The sequence below is a fragment of the Pseudomonas sp. TUM22785 genome (assembly GCF_028198105.1).
In the GTDB taxonomy this organism is placed as follows: domain Bacteria; phylum Pseudomonadota; class Gammaproteobacteria; order Pseudomonadales; family Pseudomonadaceae; genus Metapseudomonas; species Metapseudomonas solani.
The window spans coordinates 4,283,803-4,307,521 of record NZ_CP116239.1; the positions used below are offsets into that span (position 1 = coordinate 4,283,803).

Sequence of the window (23,719 nt, forward strand, 5' to 3'; positions counted from 1 at the left end):
GAAAGCCCGTGCGCACCACATGGCGATGCGCTGGACGAAGAAAGTTGGAGCAGCCGCCAACGCCCCTCCAGGAGGCCGAACGCAGTCGTTGCGCCGGGGGACGAGCGGCATGGATGCCGCGAGAGGCGCGCCAGGCCATGGATGGCCCATCGCGCCGGCCCCCAGAGCGACGATGGAGTGAGGGAACCCCGGCGAAGCCGGGGCCGGATGATGGGGCAAGCGTTTTTGGTTCCTTTTTTGGCGATTGAAAAAAGGGACTCGCCCGGGGGGGCGAAACCAGAAACATCATCAGAGCTCGGCAATCAGCTGGGTTCAATTCTTCTAGCAACACTTAACGCAGGCATAGCCAATGAATTCGCCCCTACAAGCCCATGGGGCATCACGCCAGCGCCGGCTCCTCCAGGCGCATCGGCCGCCACTGGCGCAGCTTGCGGTACAGGGTCGGCACCACGAACAGGGTGAAGAAGGTGCCCACCAGCAGGCCGCCGACTATCACCATGCCGATCTGCTGGCGGCTCTCGGCGCCGGCACCGGTGGCGATCGCCAGGGGCAGCGAGCCAAGAACCATGGCACCGGTAGTCATGAGGATCGGCCGCAGGCGCTGCACCGAGGCTTCCATCACCGCCTCGTCCAGGCTGCGGCCCTCGCGCAGCAGCTGGTTGGCGAATTCGACGATGAGGATGCCGTGCTTGGTGATCAGGCCGATGAGCGTGACCATGCCCACCTGGGAATAGATGTTCAGGGTGCCGCCGAACAGCTCCAGGGCGAGCAAGGCGCCGGCGATGGAGAGCGGCACGCTGAAGAGGATGATCAGCGGGTCGACGAAGCTTTCGAACTGCGCCGCCAGCACCAGGTAGATGAACACCAGGGCCAGGGCGAAGGTCAGCGCCACCCCGGCGCTGGATTCCTTGAAGTCGCGGGAGGTGCCGGTGTAGTCGAACTGGGTCTCCGGCGGCATCACCTCGCGGGCCATGCGCTCCAGGTGGGTCAGCGCCTCGCCCAGGGTGTAGCCGCTGCCGACGTTGGCGCTGAGGGTCACAGCGCGCAGCTGGTTGAAGTGGTTGAGCTCGCGCGGCGACACCGTCTCCTTCACCTCGATCAGGTTGGAGAGCTGCACCATGCTGTCGTCGCGGCCGCGCACGTACACGCGGTTGAGGTCGTCGGGGTTGCTGCGGTCGACGTTGGCCAGTTGCACCAGCACGTCGTACTGCTCACCGTTCTGCTTGAAGCGGGTCACCTGGCGGCTGCCGAACAGGCTCTCCAGGCTGCGGCCGATGGTGGCGACGTCGGTGCCCACGGCGGTGGCCTGCTCGCGGTTGACCGTGACCTTGAGCTGCGGGGTGTTGAGCTTGAGGTCGGTGTCGATGCTCTCCAGCCCCGGGTAGTCGCGGATACGCTCCAGCAGCGTGTCCACGTATTGCTGCAGCTCGGCGTATTCCAGGGACGAGCGGATGACGAAGTTCACCGGCTGGTTGCGCGCGCTCTGCCCCAGCGGCGGGCGGTTGACCGGGAAGGCGCGTACGCCGGGGATGTCCTGCAGCTTGGGCAGGAGCTCGTCGCGGATCTCGAACTGGCTGCGGCTGCGCTTGTCCCAGTCCTCCAGCTTCATGAACGACAGGCCCTGGGCCACCGTGGGGAAGCCCACCACCACCATGTAGCGGTTGGTCTCGGGGATGGATTTGTAGGCGTCCTCGAGCATCTTCGCGTAGCGGCTGGTGTACTGCAGGGTGGCGCCGTCCGGGCCGTTGAGGGTGCCGACTATGGTGCCGGTGTCCTCGGTGGGCGCCAGCTCGCTGCGCAGGCCGGTGAACATCCAGGCGCACAGCAGCAACACGCCGACCAGGAAGATGGCAATCAACACCCAGGCCCGCAACACCCGTTCCAGCAGGTGGCGGTAGCTGTAGGTGAGGCCATTGAGGAAGCCTTCGATCAGGTTGTAGACGCGGCCGTGGCGGTGATCGGGCCGGTGCGGCTTGAGCAACTGGCCGCACATCATCGGCGACAGGGTCAGGGCGACAAAGCCGGAAACCAGCACCGCCCCGGCCAGGGTCCAGGAGAACTCGGTGAACAGCTTGCCCGAGGTGCCCTGCATGAAGCCGATGGGCGCATAGACGGCGGCCAGGGTCAGGGTCATGGCGATCACCGCGAAGGCGATCTCGCGGCTGCCCTTGAAGGCCGCCTGCACCGGCGACAAGCCCGCCTCGATGTGCCGATGGATGTTCTCCAGCACCACGATGGCGTCGTCCACCACCAGGCCGATGGCCAGGACCATCGCCAGCAGCGTGAGGGTGTTGACCGTGAAGCCCATCAACGCCATCAGCGCGCAGGCGCCGATCAGCGACACCGGGATGGTCACCAGCGGGATCAGCGTCGCCCGCAGCGAACGCAGGAACAGGAAGATGATCAGCACCACCAGCACCACCGCCTCCCAGATGGTGGCATAGACGTTGGAGATGGATTCGCGGATGAACAGCGAGTTGTCGTTGGCGATGGCCATCTGCATGCCCTCGGGCAGCAGCTCGCGCACATCCGGCAACGCGGCGTTGAGGCCGTCGGAAATCTCCAGCGGGTTGGCCGTGGCCTGGCGCACCAGGCCGAGGGACACCGCCGGGCGGCCGTTGAAGCGCACCAGCGAGCGCTCGTCGGCGGCGCCGATCTCGGCATGGCCCACGTCGGACAGGCGCAGCAGGTAGCCACGGCGGTCGTCGATGATCAGGTCGTTGAATTCCTCGGGGGTCTTCAGGTCGGTTTCCGAGAGCACGCTGAACTCGCGCTGCACCGACTCGATGCGCCCGGCGGGAATCTCCACGTTCTGCCGGCGCAGGGCGTCTTCCACGTCCTGCACGGTGAGGTCGTGGGCGGCGAGCTTCTCCGGGTCGAGCCAGATGCGCATGGCGTAGGTACGCGCGCCGCGGATCTGCACCTCGGAGACGCCGGGGATGGTCTGCAGGCGGTCCTGCACCACCCGCTCCAGCACGTCGGTGATCTCCATCGCCGAGTGCTGCTCGCTGTAGAAGGCGATCCACACCACCGGCTGGGCGTCGGCCTCGACCTTCTGCACCACCGGCTCGTCGATCTCGGTGGGCAGCAGGCCGCGTACCCGGCCGAGGCGGTCGCGCACGTCATTGGCCGCTTCATCGGCGTCGGTGCCAAGGCGGAACTGCGCGGTGATCTGGGTGTTCTCGGAGCGGCTGATGGAGGACACGAAGTCCAGCCCCTCGATGCCCGAGAGCACATCCTCGATGGGCTGGGCCACCTGGGATTCCATGATCTCCGGGCTGGCGCCGGGGTAGATGACGTTGACCGTGACGATGGGCACGTCGATGTTCGGGTACTCGCGCACCGTCAGGCGCTGGTAGGCCATCAGCCCCAGCAGCACAACCACCAGGGAGAGGACGGTGGCGAATACCGGGCGACGGATGCACAGGTCGGAAAGGGTCATAGCTCACCCCGCGCCACGCTGCGCACCTCCTGCCCGGGCCCGGCCTTCTGCCAGCCCGCGGTGATCACCTGCTCGTTGCCCTGCAGGCCCTCGCGCACCTCGGCCTTGCCGCGCTGGCGCTGGCCGATGCGGATCTGCCGGCGCTCCACCTTGCCGTCGACGACGATGGCGACGAACAGCTGCTGGCCCACGGGGATCACCGCTTCCTCGGGAATCAGCAGCGCGTCGGGGCGCTCTTCGAGGATGACCGAAACCTTGACGAACTGGCCGGGCTTGAGGCGGTGGTCGGCGTTGCCGATCTGCGCGCGGATGGCCTGGCTGCGGCCGACTTCGTCCAGGCGCGGGTTGAGGGCGATGATGCGGCCACGGAAGCGCTCACCCAGGTAGGCGTCGACGCTGATCTCCACGGTCTGGCCGACATGCACCTGGGCCACGGCCTTCTGCGGCACACGGAAATCCACCTTGAGCGGGTCGAGCACCTCCAGGTTGACGATGTCCTGGCCGGGGCTGAGGTAGTCGCCGGTGCTCACCTGGCGCAGGCCGAGGAAACCGTCGTAGGGCGCGCGGATCTGGGTCTTGTCGAGGCGCGCCTGGGCCAGGGCCAGGCTGGCACGGGCGGCCTGCTGCTGGGACTGCGCCTCGTCCTGGGCCTGGGCGTTGCTGGCGCCGCGTTTGAACAGCATCTGCGCGCGCTGGTAGCTCTTCTCCGCCAGCTCCAGGTTGGCCCGGGCCTGGTCCAGTTCGGCGCGGGCGATGGCGTCGTCGAGGCTGACCAGCAGGTCGCCGCCCTTCACCGGCTGCCCTTCCTTGAAGTGCAGGCGGGCCAGGCGCCCTTCGATCTCCGGACGGATGGTCACCGACTCGTCGGAGCGCAACGAGCCGAAGGTCACCAGCTCATCCCGCACCAGCGCCCGCTGGGGCTCGGCCACCTCCACCAGGGGCGGATTGGCGGCGAAGGCCGGACAGGCGAGCAATCCACACAGCAGCAACGGCCAGGCACGGCGACGAGCGATCATCAACAGCCTCTTTTCGAGTCGTTCTTGTCGGAAATGAAAAAGTCTACCGGGAGTATCGGCGGACTTTTGTCAGGGGCAGGTAAAGATAGATGCAGTCTGTGACGCTTTGTATCGGGGTTGATGCATTTCGGAGGCGGGCCAGGAAGCGTGGGAGCGGTTTCAACCGCGATGCCCGGTACGGGCCCTTGTTCGCGAGTAAAAATCCACGTTCTTAAAACGTGGCATTGCTTTTGGCCCCCTAGAAAGGGGCGCAATCAGACATCGGAACATGCAGCCGCCACTCACTCCGGACGTAGGGTGTGCTGCGCGCACCTCGGACTCGCAGGAAGCACCGCGCGGAGGTGCGCACGGCACACCCTACGACACGCGTTCATCCTGCATGGCTCTCAATTGAGATCGTCACAGGCAGAGTCGATGACTCATGACCACGCCCTAAGGACGTGGTTTCCCAAGTTCAAATGAATTCGCTCCCACGACAGAGCAATGCCATCCAGCACAAGGTTCGCGAGCAGAGCGCGCTCCTACGGCTGGAGCGCCCTCGCCCTCATCAGCGATGCCTTACTGGCGCATACCCCGGCCGCTCACCAGCAGGCGGATGCAGGCGATGTAGAGGATCACCGTGGTCAGGGTCATCAGGCCGATGGCGATGCCGATGTTGATGTCGGAGACGCCGAGGATGCCGTAACGGAAGGCGTTGACCATGTGCAGGATGGGGTTGGCCAGGGACACCGTCTGCCAGAACGGCGGCAGCAGGCTGATGGAGTAGAACACCCCGCCCAGGTAGGTCAGCGGCGTCAGCACGAAGGTCGGGACGATGGAGATGTCGTCGAAGTTGCGTGCGTACACCGCGTTGATGAAGCCGCCCAGGGAGAAGGTGGTGGCGGTCAGCAGCACCACCAGCACGGTCACACCCAGGTGGTGCACCTGCAGCTTGGTGAAGAACAGCGACAGCAGGGTCACGATCACCCCCACCGCCAGGCCGCGCAGCACGCCGCCGATGGTGTAGCCGAGGAGGATGGTGTGCGGCGAGACCGGCGACACCAGCAGCTCTTCCACCGAACGCTGGAACTTGCTGCCGAAGAAGCTGGAGACCACGTTGCTGTACGAGTTGGTGATCACCGACATCATGATCAGCCCCGGCACGATGTACTCCATGTAGCTGAAGCCGCCCATGTCGCCGATCTGCCGGCCGATCAGGTTGCCGAAGATGACGAAGTACAGCGCCATGGTGATGCCCGGGGGCAGCAGGGTCTGCGGCCAGATGCGGGTGAAGCGGCGGACTTCGCGGTAGACGATGGTGTTGAGGGCGACCAGGTTGGCGCGCAGTTCGGCACTCATACGGCCACCTTCGACAGGTTCTTCTCGACCAGGGACACGAACAGCTCCTCCAGGCGGTTGGTCTTGTTGCGCAGGCTGATCACATCGATGTTCAGCGCCGAGAGCTGGCGGAACAGCTCGGTGATGCCCTGGCTCTTGTCCACCTGCACCTCCAGGGTGTGGTGGTCCACCAGGCGCGCCGGGTAGCCGGCGAGCTGCGGCAGGCTGGCCAGGGAATCCTTGAGGTCGAGCAGGAAGGTCTCCACGTGGAGCTTCTTCAGCAGCGACTTCATGCTGGTGTTCTCGACGATGGTGCCGTGGTCGATGATGCCGATGTTGCGGCACAGCTGCTCGGCTTCCTCGAGGTAGTGGGTGGTGAGGATGATGGTGATGCCCTGGGCGTTGAGCCCGGTGAGGAAACTCCACATGGAGCGGCGCAGCTCGATGTCCACGCCGGCGGTGGGCTCGTCGAGGATCAGCAGGCGCGGCTCGTGGACCAGCGCTCGGGCGATCATCAGGCGCCGCTTCATGCCGCCGGACAGCTCGCGGGACGCCGCGTCACGCTTGTCCCACAGGCCCAGCTGGGTGAGGTACTGCTCGGCGCGCTCCTTGGCGATCTTCGCCGGGATGCCGTAGTAGCCAGCCTGGGTGACGACTATGTCGAAGACCTTCTCGAACTGGTTGAAGTTGAACTCCTGGGGCACCACGCCGAGGCAGCGCTTGAGCGCGTAGGGCGAGGTGTCGAGGTCGTTGCCGAAGACATTGACCGTGCCGCTGGTCTTGTTCACCAGGGTGGAGAGGATGCCGATGGTGGTGGACTTGCCGGCGCCGTTGGGGCCCAGCAGTGCGAAGAAATCGCCTTCGGCCACTTCCAGGTCGATGCCCTTGAGGGCCTGGAAGCCGTTGCCGTAGGTCTTGGTCAGCTGCCGGATGGACAGAGCAGATGTCATGACGTGCCTTTGTGCAAATAGATGGAAATTCGTCTTGATGGCTGCAAACGCAACCATCAAGCCGCTTGATGGGTTGAGCCTAGCATCAGGTCAGGGCGGTCATCACCGCCTTGCGGTAGGCCGGGCGCTCCTTGAGGCGGCCGTACCAGGCCTCCAGGGCCGGCAGCTCGGGGCGCTGGATGGGCATCTCGAACCAGGCATAGATGAAGCTGCCCAGGGGAATGTCACCCATGGCGAAATGGTCGCCGGAGAGGAATGGCTGCTCGGCCAGGGCCCGCTCGGGCATCGCCAGCAGCTCGCTGCAACGGGCCAGGGCGGCGGCGATCTTCGCCGGGTCGCGTTCCGCCGGCGGCGTACGCAGGGTGCCCCAGAACAGGTCGCGGAACACCGGGGCGAAGGCCGAGGTGGTCCAGTCCATCCACTTGTCGCCCCGGGCACGCAGCACCGGGTCTTCAGGGTAGAGACGGCCCGCGGCATAACGCGCGGCCAGGTAGCGGACGATGGCGTTGGACTCCCAGAGCACCAGCTCACCATCCTCGATCAGCGGCACCAGGCCGTTGGGGTTCCTGGCCCGGTATTCGGGGTCGTTGACCAGGCCGAAGGCGCCTCCGGCATCGATCGCCTCGAAGGCGATGCCGGCCTCTTCGGCGGCCCAGAGCGCCTTTCTCACATTGGACGAATTCTTGCGGCCCCAGATCTTCAGCATCTGTGATTGTCCTGACTTTTCTTGAGGCGTCGATTCTAGAGGCAAATCCCCCCACCCTGGCCAAGGATTTGCGTTGATAACGCATATCGACCGGAGCGGGGTGGCGAATGGACGAAGGCGTGCTTGGGGTAAAGCCCGATGCGGCGGGACCGGACCACGATGCGTTGGGCCTCGCTGCGCTCGGCGCCAACCTACGGTGTCTTTACGGCAGCCGCCTCGCTGTGCAGGTCACCGGTCATGAAGGCCGCATCGGCCTCGAACAGGTGCGGGTAGACCTGTTCCAGGTGGCCGAAGAACAGCGCCTCCGGCAGGTCGTCGAACTGGCCGTGGTCGGCGAGGTATTCCATGTAGCGCTCGCCCTGGCGGTTGAAGGGGTGGAAGACGCTGTCGGTCGCGCCGTCGAACTCCAGCGGCGCGACATCGAACAGCCGGCACAGCTCCAGGTTGAAGGCCGGCGTCGCCTTGACCCAGCGCCCATCGAGGTACAGCTCGGTGTAGCCGTGCATGGCGAACACCTCGCTCTTCAGCAACTGCAGCAGGCGCGGGGTGGCGAGGTGGTTGCGCACATCTGCCAGGCCGATGCGCGCCGGGATGCCGCAATGCCGCGCACAGGCCGCGAGGAGGATGGCCTTGGGCACGCAGTACGACTCGCCCACCGCCAGGGCGGTGCTGGCCCTGAGCGACTCGGGGTCGCGGCTGAAGGCGTAGGGGTTGTAGCGGATGGAGTCGCGCACGGCGTAGTACAGACTGACCGCCCGGTCACGGGGTTGCGCGCTCGCGCCGCGGTTTTGCGAGGCGAACTCAACCACCAGGGGGTGGTCACTATCAACGAAGCGACCGGATCGCAGGTAGGGCTGCATGGCATCTCTCCAGGGTGAACCGCCCCAGTCTAGGGGCTGCCCCGATGCCCGCCCAACGACGATCCGGCCAAGCTCACTGCCCATGTCGCCAGCTTTCATGGCGACGTCTACGCTCGTGACGGTCGCGCCTGTGCCGCACCGTCATCAAGGAGGATCACGCATGGTGTTCGTCTGGTTGCTCGTCCTGGTCCTGGGGGTCGCCTGGCTGGCGCACCGCCGCACCGCTCCCCTGCCCGCCCTAGGCGCGGTGGCCCTGTATCTCCTGGCCATGGGGGTGTTCAGCCACTCGCCCGGCTGGCTGCTGGCGATCCTCTGGGTGCTGTGGCTGGCGGTCGCCCTGCCCCTGGCGCTGCCGGACATGCGCCGCAAGCTGATCACCGCCCCGCTGTTCTCCTGGTTCCAGCGCGTGCTGCCGCCCATGTCGGAAACCGAGCGCGACGCCATCGAGGCCGGCACCGTGTGGTGGGACGGCGAGCTGTTCAGCGGCCGCCCCGACTGGAACAAGCTGCTCGACTACCCGCGCCCGGCCCTCACCGCCGAGGAGCAGGCCTTCATCGACGGCCCCACCGAAGAGCTCTGCGCCATGGTCAGCGACTGGGACATCGGCCAGCGCATGGACCTGCCCCCAGAGGCCTGGGAACACATCAAGGCCAACGGCTTCTTCGCCCTGATCATTCCCAAGGAATACGGCGGCAAGGGCTTCTCCGCCTACGCCCACTCCCAGGTGGCGATGAAACTGGCCACCCGCAGCGGCGACCTCGCCTCCACCGTGATGGTGCCCAACTCCCTCGGCCCGGCCGAGCTGCTGCTGCACTACGGCACCGACGAGCAGCGCCAGCACTACCTGCCGCGCCTGGCCCGTGGCGAGGACATCCCCTGCTTCGCCCTCACCGGCCCGCTGGCCGGCTCCGACGCCGGCGCCATGCCCGATGTCGGCATCATCTGCAAGGGCCAGTGGCAGGGCGAGGAAGTCATCGGCCTGCGCCTGACCTGGGAGAAGCGCTACATCACCCTCGGCCCGGTGGCCACCCTGCTCGGCCTGGCCTTCAAGGCCTACGACCCCGAGCACCTGCTGGGCGACGAGGAAGACCTGGGCATCAGCCTGGCGCTGGTGCCCACCGACACCCCCGGCGTCGAGATCGGCCGCCGCCACCTGCCCCTGGGCGCCGCCTTCATGAACGGCCCCAACTCCGGCAAGGACGTGTTCGTGCCGCTGGACTACCTGATCGGCGGCCAGCCCATGCTCGGCAAGGGCTGGATGATGCTGATGAACTGCCTCTCCGTCGGCCGCTCCATCTCCCTGCCGGCGGTGGGCACCGGCGCCGCCAAGTACACCAGCCTGGTCACCGGCCAGTACACCCGGGTGCGCGAGCAGTTCAACGTGCCGCTGTCGGCCTTCGAAGGCATCCAGGAAGCCATGGCGCGCATCGGCGGCAACGCCTGGATGATGGATGCCGCGCGCATGCTCACCGCCAACGCGGTGGACCTGGGCGAGAAGCCCTCGGTGCTCTCGGCCATCCTCAAGTACCACCTCACCGAACGCGGCCGCGAGTGCATCGGCCACGCCATGGACGTGCACGGCGGCAAGGGCATCATCATGGGCCCGAACAACTACCTGGGCCGCTCCTGGCAGGGCGCGCCGATCTTCATCACCGTGGAAGGCGCCAACATCCTTTCGCGCAACCTGATGATCTTCGGCCAGGGCGCCATCCGCTGCCATCCGTTCGTGCTCAAGGAAATGGCCCTCGCCGGCCGCGAGGACCACGACCGTGCCCTGGAAGAGTTCGACGACCTGCTGATGCAGCACATCGGCTTCGCCGTCAGCAACGCCGCAAGCACCCTGCTGCTGGGCCTGACTTTCGGCCAGCTCGGCAGCGCCCCCGGCGATCGCCTGGCACAGGGCTACTTCCGCAGCCTCAACCGCCTGGCCGCCGCCTTCGCCCTGCTCGCCGACTTCAGCATGATGCTGCTGGGCGGCGAGCTGAAGCGCCGCGAACGCCTCTCGGCGCGCCTGGGCGATGTGCTCAGCCACCTCTACCTGGGTTCCGCCGCGCTCAAGCGCTACCACGACCTGGACAGCCCCGAGCACCTGCGCCCGCTGCTGCGCTGGGCCCTGGAGGAAAGCCTGGGCAAGGCCGAGGACGCCCTCGCCGGCCTGCTGGCCAACTTCCCCAACCGCATCTTCGGCTGCCTGCTCGGCGTGCTGGTGTTCCCCTTCGGCCGCCGCCACAAGGGGCCGTCGGATGAACTCGATGCGGAAATCGCCGCCATCATCGGCCGCGACCGTGGCGACCCGGCGCTGGAAAACCTGCTCGCCGGCTGCTTCCGCCCACAGGCCGAAAACGACCCGGTCGGCGCACTGCAGCACGCCGTCGACGCCCTGGCCGCCGTACAGCCGCTGCAGAAGAAGCTGCACAAGGCCGTCAAGGAGGGCCAGGTGAAACCCGCAGCCGGCGAGAACCTGATCGACGCCGCCCTGGCCGCCGGCGTGGTCGACGCCAGCGAGGCCCAGCGCCTGCGCGCCGCCGAAGTGGCGCGGCGCAAGGTGATCGACGTCGACGACTACGCTAAGGAAGAGCTGCTGCTCAACGAAGGCCAGGTCCGCTAGGGCCACCACCCGGCCCGGCGGGCGGGACAGCGGGCGCGGAGCGACTTATACTCCGCGCCCGTTTTCATTCCGCTCCAGGACCCACGCCATGGCCAACTCCTACCTCGACCACCACCTCGCCCTGCTCGCCCACCTGCGCGGCATCCTGGTCGCCCTGGGCGAAGCCGAGCAGGTTCCCGAAGAGAACCACGCCCTCTTCGTCGAACGCTTCGAAGAGCTGATGAGCGAACTGCCGCGCGACCCCGAGGCCAGCCTCTACCTGGGCCAGGACCTGATCAGCCAGGTGTTCCACCGCTACCCGCAGATCGCCCACCTGGTCCCCCGCGACCTGCTGTGGTTCTTCGGCGGCGACTGCCTGCACTTCATGCCCGACGAAGAAATCGCCCTGTTCCAGCGCCTCGACGAGCGCCGTTTCGAAGCCGAAGAAAACGACGAGCCTTTCGACTGGAACCAGGAAAAGCAATTCCTCGCCCTGCCCGACGAAAGCGGCAAGCACTGAGCCGCCTCTGCCCGGGCCGGTTCAACCGGCCCGGTGCGCCCCCCGCAACGCCACGATCGCCTCGACCATCGACTGCATGATCGCCGCGCGGCCATAGCGCTGCGTCGAGCGCCCCCTTAGGGCCGCAACTTTCCCGATGCTATGCTGCCGAAAGCCAGGGCCATGCCCGCCCATGCCCTCTCGTCGACAGCCTTGCCGCCCTGGATCCAGCCCCGATGACCGATGAAGCGCCCCGCTCGCCAACCGGCACGCCGAGCCCGCAATTCCTGCCCAGCAGCGGCGAGCCGGGCCGGCTGATCAACGCCCATGACTGGGCGGCGACGCCCCTTGGGCCCATCGAGGCCTGGCCACAAAGCCTGAAGACCGTCACCGGCATGCTGTTGCTCTCGCCGGTGCCCATCGTGCTGCTGTGGGGCGAGGCCGGCACCATGATCTACAACGACGCCTATTCGGTGTTCGCCGGCGGGCGCCACCCGCAGTTGCTGGGCTCCGAGGTGCGCCAGGGCTGGCCCGAGGTCGCCGACTTCAACGACAACGTGATGAAGGTCGGCCTGGCCGGCGGCACCCTCGCCTACAAGGACCAGGAACTCACCCTGCACCGCAACGGCCGCCCCGAATCGGTGTGGATGAACCTCGACTACTCACCCGTGCTCGACGAGAGCGGCCACCCCGCCGGGGTCATCGCCATCGTCGTCGAAACCACCGAGCGGGTCCGCGCCGAGCGCCACATGCAGGCCGAGCGCAGCCGCCTGCAGAGCCTGTTCGAACAAGCCCCGGGACTGATGGCGCTGCTCGCCGGGCCGGACTACGTGTTCGAGCTGGCCAACCCCGTCTACCGCCGCCTGGTGGGCGACCGCGACCTGATCGGCCGCCCCCTGCGCGAGGCCCTGCCGGAGGTGGAGCGACAAGGTTTCATCGAGCTGCTCGACCAGGTCCGCACCAGCGGCAAGGCCTATGTCGGCACCGGCGTGCACGTCATGCTGCAGCGCGAACCCGGCGGCATCGAGGAAGAGCGCGTGCTCGACTTCGTCTACCAGCCGGTGGTGGATGGCCAGGGCCGGGTCACCGCCATCTTCGTCGAGGGCCAGGACATCACCGAACGCGCCGCCGCCGAGGCCCGCGTGCGCGAGAGCGAGGAGCGCTTCCGCGCGCTGGTCAACGCCTCCTCCGACATGCTCTTTCGCATGGACCCGCACTGGACCGAAATGCGCCGCCTCGACGGCAAAGGCCTGATCGCCGACCTCCGCCGCCCCACCGCCAACTGGCTGCAGGACTACATCCCCGCCGAGGACCAGCCCCGGGTACGCGCGGCCATCGACCAGGCCGTACGCACCAAAGGCATCTTCCAGCTGGAGCACCGCGTGTACCTGCTCGATGGCAGCCTGGGCTGGACCTTCTCCCGTGCCGTGCCCTTGCTGGATGCCGACGGCGAGATCAGCGAATGGTTCGGTGCCGCCAGCGACATGACCGGGCGCCACCTGGCCGAGGACGCCCTGCGCGAGAATGAGGCGCGGCTGCTGTTCCTCGACGCCCTCGGCAAGGAAACCTCCCGCAGCGTCGATGCCGACCAGATCCTCGCCATCACCACCCGCATGCTCGGCGAGCACCTGGGCGTGGCCGTCTGCGCCTATGCCGACATGGACCCCGACGGCGACGGCTTCACCATCCGCGGCGACTGGGCCGCCCCGGGCAGCCAGAGCATCGTCGGCCACTATCACCTTTCCGATTTCGGCCAGCTGGCGGTGCAGCGCCTCGGCGCCGGGCTGCCCCTGGTGCTGGACGACAACCGTGGCCAACTGGCGCCCGCAGAGGCCGCCACCTACCTCGCCATCGGCCTGGCGGCGACCCTCTGCCTGCCCCTGGTCAAGGGCGGCCGGCTCACCGCACTGATGGCCATCCACGACAGCCGCCCACGCAACTGGACGCACAAGGAGCTGGCCCTGCTCACCGAGGTGACAGAGCGCTCCTGGGCCCACATCGAACGGGTGCGCTCGGAGGCCGAGGCCCGCGAGGGTGAGCGCCGCTTCCGCGAGGAGCTGGAAGCCAAGGTGGCCGAACGCACCGCCGCCCTGGCCCAGAGCGAAGCCAGCATCCGCGCCATCTTCGAAACCTCGCACCTCTACCAGGGGCTGATCGCCGCCAGTGGCGAGGTGCTGCACTTCAACGCCACCGCCCTGGCGGGTATCGACGCCAGCCTGGAACAGGTGGCCGGCAAGCCCTTCTGGGAAACCCCCTGGTTCACCCGCACGCCCGGCATGCCCGAGGTGATCCGCGCGGCGGTGCAACGGGTCGCCGCCGGCGCCACCGAGAACCTCGGCATGGCCCTGGACCTGCCCGGCGGCACCCGGCTGTTCGACTTCTCCCTGCGGCCGGTGCTCAACGAAACCGGCGAGGTGGTCGCCATGGTGCCCGAAGCGGTGGAGAAAACCGCCCGGGTCAAGGCCGAGCAGGCCCTGCAGCAGGTGCAGAAGATGGAGGCTATCGGCAGCCTCACCGGCGGCATCGCCCACGACTTCAACAACCTGCTGATGGCGGTGCTCGGTAGCCTCGAACTGCTGCGCCGGCGCATGCCACAGGAGGCGCCGCTGCTGCGCCTGGTGGACAACGCCCGCAGCGCCGCCGAACGCGGTGCCTCGCTGACCACACGCATGCTCGCCTTCGCCCGGCGCCAGGACCTGCGTCGCGAACTCATCGACCTGCGCCAGCTGGTGGAGGACATGACCGAGCTGCTGCAGAGCGCCCTGGGCTCCACCATCGCCGTCGAGACCCTCTTCCCGCTGCAGCTGCCTGCGGTGGAGACCGACCCCAACCAGCTGGAATCCGCCCTGCTCAACCTCGCCGTCAACGCCCGCGACGCCATGGGCGGCGAAGGCCGCATCGTCATCGCCGCCCGCGAGGAGGCGGTGCCCCTGGGCGACAGCGGGCTGCGGCCCGGGCGCTACGTGTGCCTGGCCGTCACCGACATGGGCGAAGGCATGGATGAAGCCACGCTCAAGCGCGCCACCGAGCCCTTCTTCACCACCAAGGGCATCGGCAAGGGCACCGGGCTCGGGCTGTCCATGGTCCACGGTTTCGCCGAGCAGTCCGACGGCGTGCTGCGCCTGCACAGCACGCCACGGCGCGGCACCACGGCGGAGATCTGGCTGCCCGCGCAAGAGGCGCTGCACGGCGAGCCCCCGGTGCGGCAGGTCACGGTGCTGGCACCGGCCGGTGCCTCGACAGCGCCGGGCCTGGCGATTCTCGCGGTGGACGATGACGACCTGGTGCTGACCAACACCGCCGAGATGCTGGAGGACCTCGGCCACCACGTGGCCGTCGCCCACTCCGCCAAGGAAGCCCTGGACCTGCTCGAGCGCGAGCGCTACGACCTGCTGGTGACCGACCATGCGATGCCCTACATGACCGGCGCGCAGCTGGCACTGGAGGTTCGCGCGCGCCACCCCGGGCTGCCGGTGCTGATGGTGTCCGGCTACGCCGAGCTGCCCACCGGGGTGCGCCTGGACCTGCCGCGCCTGTCCAAGCCCTTCACCCAGCGCCAGCTCGCCGAAGCGGTGGACGGCATCGCCGGGCTCGCCGCCAGGCGCGGTTGAGGGACGACGCTTCGTCCGGGCGCCGGACGGCGCTACCACCCAACGAAGCGGCGCCTTACCATGGCGCCCCCACCCGGCACCGGATGCCGGGCCCGATCGACCTGCCAGGACCCAAGATGCTGTTCGTCGTGATGCTCGGAGGCAAGCACCCCCGGGCCAAGATCGAAGTCCATGACGTGGTGTTCGCCTTCGCCGACACCATCGAAGACACCCACACGCAATTGCGCCACGAATGGTTCGGCAGCCCCGCCGGCCTGCACATCGACTCGTGGATGGCCATCGAAGGCATCGACGGCTACCGCGTCAGCCTCGGCAATGCCGCCCCCGCTGCCGGTGCGCCCCGCCTGTTCTTCCTCAACCTCGGCGGCTACGAGCCGGGCGCCTTCGGCGAAGCCCATCGCTACCTGCTGGTGGTGGCGCGGGACAAGGCCGAGGCCAAGGAAAAGGGCAAGCGGCGCATGCTCGCCGGCTGGGACAAACCCCACACCGACGCCCTGCTGGACGTCGACGACTGCGTTCCCATCGACCAGGTGGACGGCCGCTACGTGCAACTGGTGGAAGGCGAGCACCGCGGCATCACCCAGCGCAGCGACTACGTGATCCTCTCCTGAGCACGCCCCGCAGGCGGCCGGCCCTTGCGCCGCCTGCGGAGCAACTATGCTGAACCCCGTGAAACCTGGCCACTCAAAGGAAACGAGGGCGGATCGCGGCATCGACCGGCGCCGATGCAACCCCGCGAATCCTGACGGCCGGGCACGGGCGGCCGAACGGATGACAGGGCTGCTCCGAGGAAGGCAAACCGTTAGACTGCCATCACTTAGCCAGCACCTGGGCCATGGAATGACCGCAGCACCTGCCTACATCACGCCGGACCAGCTTTGCGTCGGCCTCTACATCCAGCTCGAACTGGGCTGGTGGGAGCACGATTTCACCTTCAGCAACTTCAAGATCAAGGACGAGGGGCAGATCAAGGCCCTGCGCGACCTCGGCCTCAAGCGCCTGCGCTACGACCCGGCGCGCAGCGATTGCGAGCCCCTGGAGCTGGAACCCGACGCGCCGCACCCGCCGGAACCCGAGGAAGCACCAGCGCCCAGCCCCGAGGACATCGCCCGCCAGGAGCGGGTGGTCAAGCTCAGCAAGCTGCGCAAGCGCCTGGCGGAGGTGGACCGCAAGTTCATCCTCGCCAGCCAGCAGGTCAAGCAGCTCAACCAGACCCTGCGCAGCCAGCCCGAGGAGGCCCTCAAGCAGGCCGGCCAGGTGGTCGGCGACCTGGTGGCGTCGGTGCTCGGCGAAGACGGCGCCGCTCTGCACAGCATCAACGGCAAGCCCGCCGAAGACGCCTACTTCCATTCGCTGAACGTCACCGTGCTCTCGGTCATGCTCGGCCGCCAGCTCGGCTACGACAGCGAGGCCTGCCACAGCCTCGGCCTCGGCGCCCTGCTCCACGACATGGGCAAGATGGACGTGCCCAGCAAGGTGCTGCTCAAGCCCGAACCCCTGACCCGCCCCGAGCAGCAGCTGCTGCAGATGCACACCGAGTTCGGCCTGCGCCGCAGCCAGCAGCTGATGCTCGATGACGAGGTGCAGCGGATCATCCACGAGCACCACGAGTACTGCGACGGCAGCGGCTACCCCAAGCAGCTGCACGAGGCGAGCATCGGCCGCCTGAGCCGGGTGGTGTGCATCACCAACCACTTCGACAACCTGTGCAACCCGCTCAACCCGCGCGACGGCCTCAGCCCCCATGAGGCCCTGTCGCGCATGTACGGGCAGTACCGCCAGCGCTTCGACGAGGTGATGCTCAAGGCCTTCATCCGCTGCATGGGCGTCTACCCGCCGGGCAGCCTGGTGCAGCTGCAGGACGATCGCTACGGCCTGGTGCTGGGCATGCACCCGACCCTGCCGCTGAAGCCGACGCTGATCCTCTTCGACCCCAAGGTGCCGAAGGAAGAGGCGCTGATCGTCAACCTCGAGCACGAGCCCTCGATCACCATCGCCCGCAGCGTGCGCCCCGGACAGGTGCCAGCGGATGCGCTGGAATACCTCGACCCGCGGCAGCAGGTGACCTACTACGTGGACCCGCGCACCCGGGGCTGAAAAATACCTGCGCTCGGTGATGCTGCGTAAAAACAGCCTCGGGGCGCTCGGTTACGGCCGGTCGGGCGAAATTCCGCCTAGATCACCCCACGCGTGCCCCTGTAATGGCGGACTCCCGCCACTACAAGCCCCCTGCCTGACGGCATGACCCGCACAGCGCCTGGCCTGAAGCCGCCAGGCACGTTCCTTGCTCTATTGGCCGCCCACGGTGGCGAACAGCCACCGCATGCAGGGCGCCGAGGCGCCTGACCGGGGCGCCGCACACGCCCCGGCCACGAGAATGCATGGCCGCCAGCCCAGGAAGACGAACCACCCGAGCGCCACCGAGCCAGCGGGGTTCGTCACTCCGCGTGCCCCCGGGGCGGCAGGCCATGCTCGAAATCTGGACGGTTGGTAAATGAAGAAACTACTGCTGGCGCTCCTGTGCCTGAGCGTCATGGGCTGCTCCCAGCCCGACTCCTCCGAGAAACCCCTGGACGTGCTGCTGATCGGCGGCGGCATCATGAGCGCCAGCCTCGGCACCTACCTGCACGAGCTCGAACCCGAGTGGAAGATCGAAACCTTCGAGCGCCTGGACCAGGTCGCCGAGGAGAGCTCCAACGCCCTGAACAACGCCGGCACCGGCCACTCCGCCTTCTGCGAGCTGAACTACACCCCCGAGACCGCCGATGGCGGCATCGACATCAGCAAGGCCGTGGCGATCAACGAATCCTTCGAGATCTCCAAGCAGTTCTGGGCTTACCAGATCGACCAAGGCGTGCTGAAGAACCCGCACTCCTTCATCAACACCGTGCCGCACATGAGCTTCGTCTGGGGTGACGACAACGTCGCCTACCTGAAGAAGCGCCACGCGGCCCTGCAGCACAGCCCGCTGTTCCGCGGCATGGAGTACAGCGAGGACCACGCGCAGATCGCCCAGTGGGTACCGCTGGTGATGGAGAACCGCGCCCAGGACCAGAAGATCGCCGCCACCCGCATGCCCATCGGCACCGACGTGAACTTCGGCGAGATCACCCGCCAGCTGTTCGGCTCGCTGTCCGAGTCGCCCAACTTCAAGCTCAACCTCAGCCATGAAGTGCGCGACATCGTGCGCAACGAAGACGGCACCTGGAAAGTCGTGGTCGCCGACCTGGCCAAGGGCGGCGAGGAGCGCGCAGTCAACGCCCGCTTCGTGTTCATCGGCGCCGGCGGCGGCGCCCTCAAGCTGCTGCAGAAATCCGCCATCCCCGAAGCGGACGGCTACGCCGGCTTCCCGGTGGGCGGCTCGTTCCTGATGACCCGCAACCAGGACATCGTCGCGCGCCACCACGCCAAGCTCTACGGCAAGGCCTCGGTCGGCTCGCCGCCCATGTCCGTGCCGCACCTGGATACCCGCGTGGTCGATGGCCAGGAGGTGCTGCTGTTCGGCCCCTTCGCCACCTTCTCCACCAAGTTCCTCAAGAATGGCTCGCACATGGACATGTTCAGTGCCATCACCACCGACAACATCGGCCCGATGACCAATGCCGGCATCGACAACATGGACCTCAGCCAGTACCTGATCGGCCAGTTGATGCTCAGCCAGGACGACCGCATGGCCGCCCTGCGCGAGTACTTCCCCGATGCCCAGGACGCCGACTGGGAACTGATCCAGGCCGGCCAGCGCGTGCAGGTGATCAAGAAGGACGCCGAGAAAGGCGGCGTGCTGCAATTCGGCACCGAAGTGGTCAGCGCCGCCGACGGCTCCATCGCCGCGCTGCTGGGCGCCTCCCCGGGTGCCTCCACCGCCGCGCCGATCATGCTCAGCGTGCTGGAGAAGACCTTCCCCGAGAAGATGAAAAGCGATGCCTGGCAGGCCCGCCTGAAGGCGATCATCCCCTCCTACGGCCGCAAGCTGAACGATGACGTCGAGCTGACCAACGCCACCCGCGCCTGGAGCCACGAGCGCCTGCAGCTGGACTTCATTCCCGTCCAGCCCGAGGCCGCCCCGGCCGCCACCGTCGAGTGATGCAAGCGCCCCCCCCACGGGTGGGGCGTCTCCCCTTGCGGGAGCGAATTCATTCGCGAATGGGCTACCTGGCCATTCGCAGCCGAGTGCCTGCGAAAGGTCTTTCGCGGTTGAAACCGCTCCCACGCCTAACGCCCATAGCTAACGGGAAGCCCTCACCCCTTGAGCGGCAACTCCTTCCCGCCAACGCCCTCGCCTATCACCAGGTAATGCCCGCCCGCCACATGATGCAGGGTGCGCAGGTCGTCATGCCCCTCGAAGTTCCAGCGGCCCTCGCTGAACACCCGCGCATCGGCCCAGGCGGCCACCACTTCGCCGAGGAACAGGTCATAGCGTTCCTGGATGTGCGGCTCGGGCAGCAGGCGGCATTCCAGCCAGGCCACGCAACCCTCCACCCGCGGCGCCGGCACCTGTGCACCGGGGAAGGTGGCGATGCCATAGGCGTCGAACTTGTCGCGCCCCGCCTCGTCGAGGGTCTGCCCGGAGCTGGAACCGACCGTCTGCACCAGGTCGACCTGGCCGCGCGCCGGCACGTTGAGCACGAAGCTGCCGGAGGCTTCCAGCAGGCGGCGGGTCCAGGTGGACTTGTCGAGCACCACGGAGACCTTGGGCGGCTCGAAATCCAGGGCCATGGCCCAGGCCGCCGCCATGACATTGCGCTTGCCGCCATGGGCCGCGCTGACCAGCACGGTGGGGCCGTGGTTGATCAGGCGATAGGCCTTGGCCAGGGGAACGGGACGGCGGTGATCGGCGGACATGGCAAGGCTCCGGAAGGCTGCGAAACGGGACGGCGCAGCCTGCACCAGCGTGGCGCTTCAGGGCAAGCCCGGTGAGGCCGGATCACCAGCGCAGCCAGCGGGGCCCCAGCAGCCAGCCGGCGAGGGTCGGCAGCGCCATGCCGAGCACGTACCAGACACCCCAGAACGGCACCGCCATCTCCGGGCAGTGCAGGCAATAGACCAGGGTCGCCAACGCCCCCGCGAGCAGGCCGCCAGCCGCCCCGGCCAGGCGCAACCGGGTGGGTGCCAGGCCACGGATGGCCCAGAGCACCGCGATGAACGCCGGCACCGAGAGCAAGGCGATGTTCAACGGACAGGTGCGCCAGGTAGTGCCCAGCACCTGCGCCAACCGGTCCCCGGCGGGCAGTGCCGCCAACAGCACCAGGCTCGCACCCCAGACCAGCGCCACGGGCACGCCGATGGCAGCCCAGCGCGCGCCCACCGCCAAGCCCGGCCTCGCCAGCCGGCCGCTGGCCCAGAGTGCCCCCAGCACCAGGGCCGCCGGCAACGCCACCTTGGCCCAGAACAGCGGAGTGGCGGCCACCTCGGCCAGGTCCTTGCGCACGCCGAACAGGCAGGCCATCAGCAGCAATGCGCCCAGCAGGCCGCAGAACAGCGCCAAGGCGAAACGCCGCGCCGAAGGCGCCCGTGGCGGGGCCGGGTTGCCGGCAGCGAGCATGGAAATCAGGTCATCGGTCTTCATCGCTTACCTCGAATCATGTCCGCCAGGGCCTTGAGCCCGCGGTGTATGCCGACCTTGACGGCAGAGCTGGAAAGCCCGGTGAGCTGCGCGGTTTCCTCCACCGAGAGGCCCTCCAGCTTCACGTGGATGATCGGCAGCCGCTGCTTGTCGGGCAGTTGCTCGAGCAGGCGGCCCAGATCACGGCTGGCCTCGCCTGGCTGCGCGTCGGCCTCATCGAACAGGTCGTCCTCGTCCAGCGGGTCGTGCAGCGCCTCGCGCCGACCCCGGGCGCGGAAATAGTCGGCCAGCTTGTAGCGCGCGATGGCCTGCACCCAGGCCGTCACCGGCTGGTCGGCGCGGTAGGTGTGGCGAGCGTTGTGCACGGCCAGCAACACCTCCTGCACCAGGTCCTCGCAATCACTCGGCTGCTGCAGGCGACGCATCAGGAAGGCCCGCAGGTGGGCGCCGAGCCGGCCGAGGAACTCCCGGTACGCGGCCGCCTCACCCGCCAGCCCCTTGAGCAGCAGGGCCTGCAATCCGGCTTCCCGTGCTTCGAGCGCCTCTTGGTCACTAGTTCGCTTCATCGACCGTCCTGGTTACACACCGGATGAAATTTTCCCGCCACCGGCACCTGCCGGGGTTCGGGCGACACACGTTAGGGCGCGGCGAAAAAAATCTCAAAAAAATTTCAGTGGGCTGTAACCGAATGCCCGGTGCCGGCGAATTACCCATCGAGCCACCGGTGAAAGGCCGGTCGCCACCCTCAACGGACATTGGAGATACGACATGAACAACATCGCTCTCACCGCCGCTGCCCTGGCCCTCGCCACCCTCGCCGGCGGTGCCGTCGCCGCCGACGCCAAGCCCGGCGCCATGGAGAAGTGCTACGGCGTGGCCATGGCCGGGCAGAACGATTGCAAGGCCGGCGCCGGCACCAGCTGCGCGGGCACCTCGAAAAAGGACTACCAGGGCGACGCCTGGAAGAACGTCCCGGCCGGCACCTGCACCTCGATCAAGACGCCCAACGGCATGGGCTCGCTGACCCCGATCAAGTCCTGATCGCCGGCCGTCGACCATGGAACGCCATGCGCCGCTGGGCGCCGGACTGGGCCTCAAGCCCGAGCACTACGAACAGGCTCACGCCTGCACAGCGCCGGGGCTGTGGTTCGAGGTGCACCCGGAGAACTACATGGTCGACGGCGGCCCGCGCCTGGACTGGCTGCACGCCATAGGCGCGCGCCACCCGCTGTCGCTGCACGGGGTTTCGCTGTCCCTGGCAGCGGACTGCCCGCCCGACCCGGACCACCTGCGGCGCCTGCGCGCCCTGGCGGATCGGGTACAGCCGGCCCTGGTCTCCGAGCACCTCGCCTGGTCCACCTGGCGCGGCGTCTACAACCCGGACCTGCTGCCCTTCCCCCGCACCGAGGCGGCACTGGAGCGCATCACCGACAACATCGCCCGCACCCAGGACGCCCTGGGGCGGCGCATCGCCATCGAAAACCCCAGCCACTACCTGCGCATGAACGGCCACGAACGCCAGGAGATCGACTTCCTCGCCGAACTGAGCCGGCGCAGCGGCTGCGGATTGCTGCTGGACCTGAACAACGTGCAGGTCAGCGCGCATAACCTGGACTTCGACCCGGGCGCCTACGTGGACGCCTTCCCCGCCGAGGCCATCCTCGAACTGCACCTTGCCGGGCACAGCCGCGACGAAGGCGGCAGCGGGCTGCTGGTGGACTCCCACGACGCCCCCATAGACGCCGCGGTCTGGGCACTGTATCGGCGCCTGATCGCCCGCATCGGCCCGCGCCCGACCCTGATCGAACGCGACGACCACATCCCCCCCTTCACCGAATTGCTGGCCGAGCGCGACATCGCCCAGGCCGTGCTCGACGGCCTGGAGCGACAAGCATGAGCCTCGACCTCGGCGCCTTCCAGGACGCCTTCATCGACGCCGCCCGTGGCAACCCCGGGGCACCGGACAGCGCAGAGCAGCGGCTGGTGGCCGAGCTCGTCGGCCAGGCCGGTTTCGACCTCTACCGCAACACCCTGATGAAGGGCTGCGTGGATGCGCTGCGGGCCAACTTCCCGGCAGTGGAGCGCCTGGTGGGCGCCGACTGGTTCGGCGCGGCGGCGGCGTTGCATGTGCGCCAGTCGCCCCCGGCCTCGGTGCAGTTGCTCGACTACGGCCTTGGCTTCGCTGACTTCCTCGATGCCTTCGAGCCGGCCCGCGATCTGCCCTATCTGGGCGCGGTGGCGCGGCTGGACCGGCTCTGGGTCGAGGTGTTCGCCGCAGCGGAGCGGCCGTCTCTCGCGCTCGGCGCCATCGCCGACCTCGGCCCCGAGGCGCTGGGCGCCCTGTGCCTGCGCCCACGACCGGCACTGCGCTGGCTCTGGTGCGCCGACATGCCGGCCTACAGCATCTGGCGCCACCAGCGCGAGGAGCGGCCCCTGCCCGACAGCCTGGAATGGCACGGCGAAGGCGCCCTGCTCGGCCGCAGCGGCGGCCAGGTGACCTGGCAGCCCCTGGGCCCGGGCGGCTGCGCCTTCCTCGACGCCTGCGCCCGGGGCCTGACACTGGACGAGGCCAGCGGCCTGGCCCTGGCCGCCGACCCCACACTCGATTTCATCGACCTGCTCGGCCGCCTGCTGGCGGCTGGCGCCTTCACTCCCGTGCTCGCCACGCGCGACACCTGACCGGAGCACCGCCCATGGATACCCCGCATGCCCAGCCGATCTCGGCCAGCCCCATCGCCCACCGCAGCCTGGCCGCGCGGCTGCACGCCCTGCTCCCCGACGCGTTGCTGTTGCTGGTGGCGCGCCTGGGCATCGCCGGGGTGTTCTTCCTCTCCGGGCGCACCAAGGTGGAGGGTGTCCTGAGTATCACCGACAGCACCTACGAGCTGTTCCGCAGCGAATACGCGCTGCCCCTGCTGCCGCCAGAGCCGGCCGCGCACCTGGCCACCTATGCCGAACACCTGTTCCCGCTGCTGCTGGTGCTGGGCCTGTGCACCCGCCTCTCGGCCCTGGCGCTGCTGGGCATGACGCTGGTGATCCAGGTGTTCGTCTACCCCGACGCCTGGTCCACCCACCTCAGCTGGGCCGGGCTCCTGCTGCTGCTCGTCGGGCGCGGCGCGGGCGCCTGGTCGCTGGACTGCAGGCTGGGCCTGCGCTAAGGCAGGCGGC

General features: G+C 68.0%; 19 protein-coding genes. 10 read left to right on the top strand and 9 right to left on the bottom strand.

What is annotated here, in order from left to right; all coding sequences use genetic code 11:
* Positions 1–379 precede the first annotated feature (379 nt).
* The 6 genes from PI990_RS19365 to PI990_RS19390 all read right to left on the bottom strand — a co-directional run bounded on the left by PI990_RS19365 (position 380) and on the right by PI990_RS19390 (position 8,291).
* Entirely contained in the window at positions 380–3,442 is a 3,063-nt protein-coding gene (locus PI990_RS19365) for an efflux RND transporter permease subunit (RefSeq protein ID WP_271658162.1), read from the bottom strand.
* Positions 3,439–4,458, bottom strand: coding sequence for an efflux RND transporter periplasmic adaptor subunit (locus PI990_RS19370; protein ID WP_271658163.1), 1,020 nt, complete (start codon positions 4,456–4,458; stop codon positions 3,439–3,441). The genes PI990_RS19365 and PI990_RS19370 overlap by 4 nt, the downstream gene beginning before the upstream one ends.
* 558 nt (positions 4,459–5,016) lie before the next feature.
* Positions 5,017–5,796, bottom strand: coding sequence for an ABC transporter permease (locus tag PI990_RS19375; protein ID WP_271658164.1), 780 nt, complete (start codon positions 5,794–5,796; stop codon positions 5,017–5,019).
* The gene (locus PI990_RS19380) at positions 5,793–6,725 is read right to left on the bottom strand and encodes an ABC transporter ATP-binding protein (protein ID WP_184488774.1); all 933 of its coding nucleotides are present in this window, start codon (positions 6,723–6,725) and stop codon (positions 5,793–5,795) included. The genes PI990_RS19375 and PI990_RS19380 overlap by 4 nt, the downstream gene beginning before the upstream one ends.
* Positions 6,726–6,810: 85 nt before the next feature.
* Positions 6,811–7,431 (bottom strand): glutathione S-transferase family protein, encoded by a 621-nt coding sequence (locus PI990_RS19385; RefSeq protein WP_184488775.1) that lies wholly within the window; start codon positions 7,429–7,431, stop codon positions 6,811–6,813.
* 191 nt (positions 7,432–7,622) lie between these two features.
* Complete coding sequence (locus tag PI990_RS19390; RefSeq protein WP_271658165.1) at positions 7,623–8,291, bottom strand: transglutaminase-like domain-containing protein; 669 nt, start codon at positions 8,289–8,291, stop codon at positions 7,623–7,625.
* 160 nt (positions 8,292–8,451) lie between these two features.
* On the opposite strand from PI990_RS19390, the gene PI990_RS19395 reads away from it, so the two are divergent.
* The 6 genes from PI990_RS19395 to PI990_RS19420 all read left to right on the top strand — a co-directional run bounded on the left by PI990_RS19395 (position 8,452) and on the right by PI990_RS19420 (position 19,072).
* On the top strand, positions 8,452–10,899 hold the full coding sequence (locus PI990_RS19395; RefSeq protein ID WP_271658166.1) for an acyl-CoA dehydrogenase: 2,448 nt from the start codon (positions 8,452–8,454) through the stop codon (positions 10,897–10,899).
* Positions 10,900–10,987: 88 nt separating this feature from the next.
* Positions 10,988–11,398: a PA2817 family protein gene (locus PI990_RS19400; protein WP_021217964.1), complete on the top strand. Its 411-nt coding sequence runs from the start codon at positions 10,988–10,990 to the stop codon at positions 11,396–11,398.
* 215 nt (positions 11,399–11,613) lie between these two features.
* The gene (locus PI990_RS19405; RefSeq protein ID WP_271658167.1) at positions 11,614–14,988 is read left to right on the top strand and encodes a PAS domain-containing protein; all 3,375 of its coding nucleotides are present in this window, start codon (positions 11,614–11,616) and stop codon (positions 14,986–14,988) included.
* 116 nt (positions 14,989–15,104) lie between these two features.
* The gene (locus tag PI990_RS19410; RefSeq protein WP_271658168.1) at positions 15,105–15,599 is read left to right on the top strand and encodes a DUF1543 domain-containing protein; all 495 of its coding nucleotides are present in this window, start codon (positions 15,105–15,107) and stop codon (positions 15,597–15,599) included.
* A gap of 229 nt (positions 15,600–15,828) precedes the next feature.
* Positions 15,829–17,085, top strand: coding sequence for an HD-GYP domain-containing protein (locus PI990_RS19415; RefSeq protein ID WP_271658169.1), 1,257 nt, complete (start codon positions 15,829–15,831; stop codon positions 17,083–17,085).
* A gap of 397 nt (positions 17,086–17,482) precedes the next feature.
* Positions 17,483–19,072: a malate:quinone oxidoreductase gene (locus PI990_RS19420; protein ID WP_271658170.1), complete on the top strand. Its 1,590-nt coding sequence runs from the start codon at positions 17,483–17,485 to the stop codon at positions 19,070–19,072.
* A 155-nt stretch (positions 19,073–19,227) separates the two neighbouring features.
* Here PI990_RS19420 and PI990_RS19425 read toward each other — a convergent pair whose 3' ends face one another.
* The 3 genes from PI990_RS19425 to PI990_RS19435 form a co-directional block, all read right to left on the bottom strand.
* Positions 19,228–19,830, bottom strand: coding sequence for a flavin reductase family protein (locus PI990_RS19425; protein ID WP_271658171.1), 603 nt, complete (start codon positions 19,828–19,830; stop codon positions 19,228–19,230).
* An 82-nt stretch (positions 19,831–19,912) separates the two neighbouring features.
* Entirely contained in the window at positions 19,913–20,554 is a 642-nt protein-coding gene (locus tag PI990_RS19430; protein ID WP_271658172.1) for a DUF1109 domain-containing protein, read from the bottom strand.
* Positions 20,551–21,117, bottom strand: coding sequence for a sigma-70 family RNA polymerase sigma factor (locus PI990_RS19435; RefSeq protein ID WP_031287212.1), 567 nt, complete (start codon positions 21,115–21,117; stop codon positions 20,551–20,553). The genes PI990_RS19430 and PI990_RS19435 overlap by 4 nt, the downstream gene beginning before the upstream one ends.
* Before the next feature lie 202 nt (positions 21,118–21,319).
* On the opposite strand from PI990_RS19435, the gene PI990_RS19440 reads away from it, so the two are divergent.
* From PI990_RS19440 to PI990_RS19455, 4 genes are read left to right on the top strand one after another with little or no spacing between them, the layout of a single operon-like run.
* The gene (locus tag PI990_RS19440) at positions 21,320–21,592 is read left to right on the top strand and encodes a BufA1 family periplasmic bufferin-type metallophore (RefSeq protein ID WP_021217973.1); all 273 of its coding nucleotides are present in this window, start codon (positions 21,320–21,322) and stop codon (positions 21,590–21,592) included.
* Between the two features lie 16 nt (positions 21,593–21,608).
* Positions 21,609–22,448 carry an MNIO family bufferin maturase gene (bufB, locus tag PI990_RS19445; protein WP_184488783.1) on the top strand — a complete coding sequence of 280 codons (840 nt, stop codon included), beginning with the start codon at positions 21,609–21,611 and terminating at the stop codon, positions 22,446–22,448.
* The gene (locus PI990_RS19450) at positions 22,445–23,230 is read left to right on the top strand and encodes an HvfC/BufC N-terminal domain-containing protein (protein WP_271658173.1); all 786 of its coding nucleotides are present in this window, start codon (positions 22,445–22,447) and stop codon (positions 23,228–23,230) included. The genes bufB and PI990_RS19450 overlap by 4 nt, the downstream gene beginning before the upstream one ends.
* A gap of 14 nt (positions 23,231–23,244) precedes the next feature.
* Positions 23,245–23,709 carry a DoxX family protein gene (locus PI990_RS19455; RefSeq protein WP_271658174.1) on the top strand — a complete coding sequence of 155 codons (465 nt, stop codon included), beginning with the start codon at positions 23,245–23,247 and terminating at the stop codon, positions 23,707–23,709.
* The last annotated feature ends 10 nt before the right edge of the window (positions 23,710–23,719 follow it).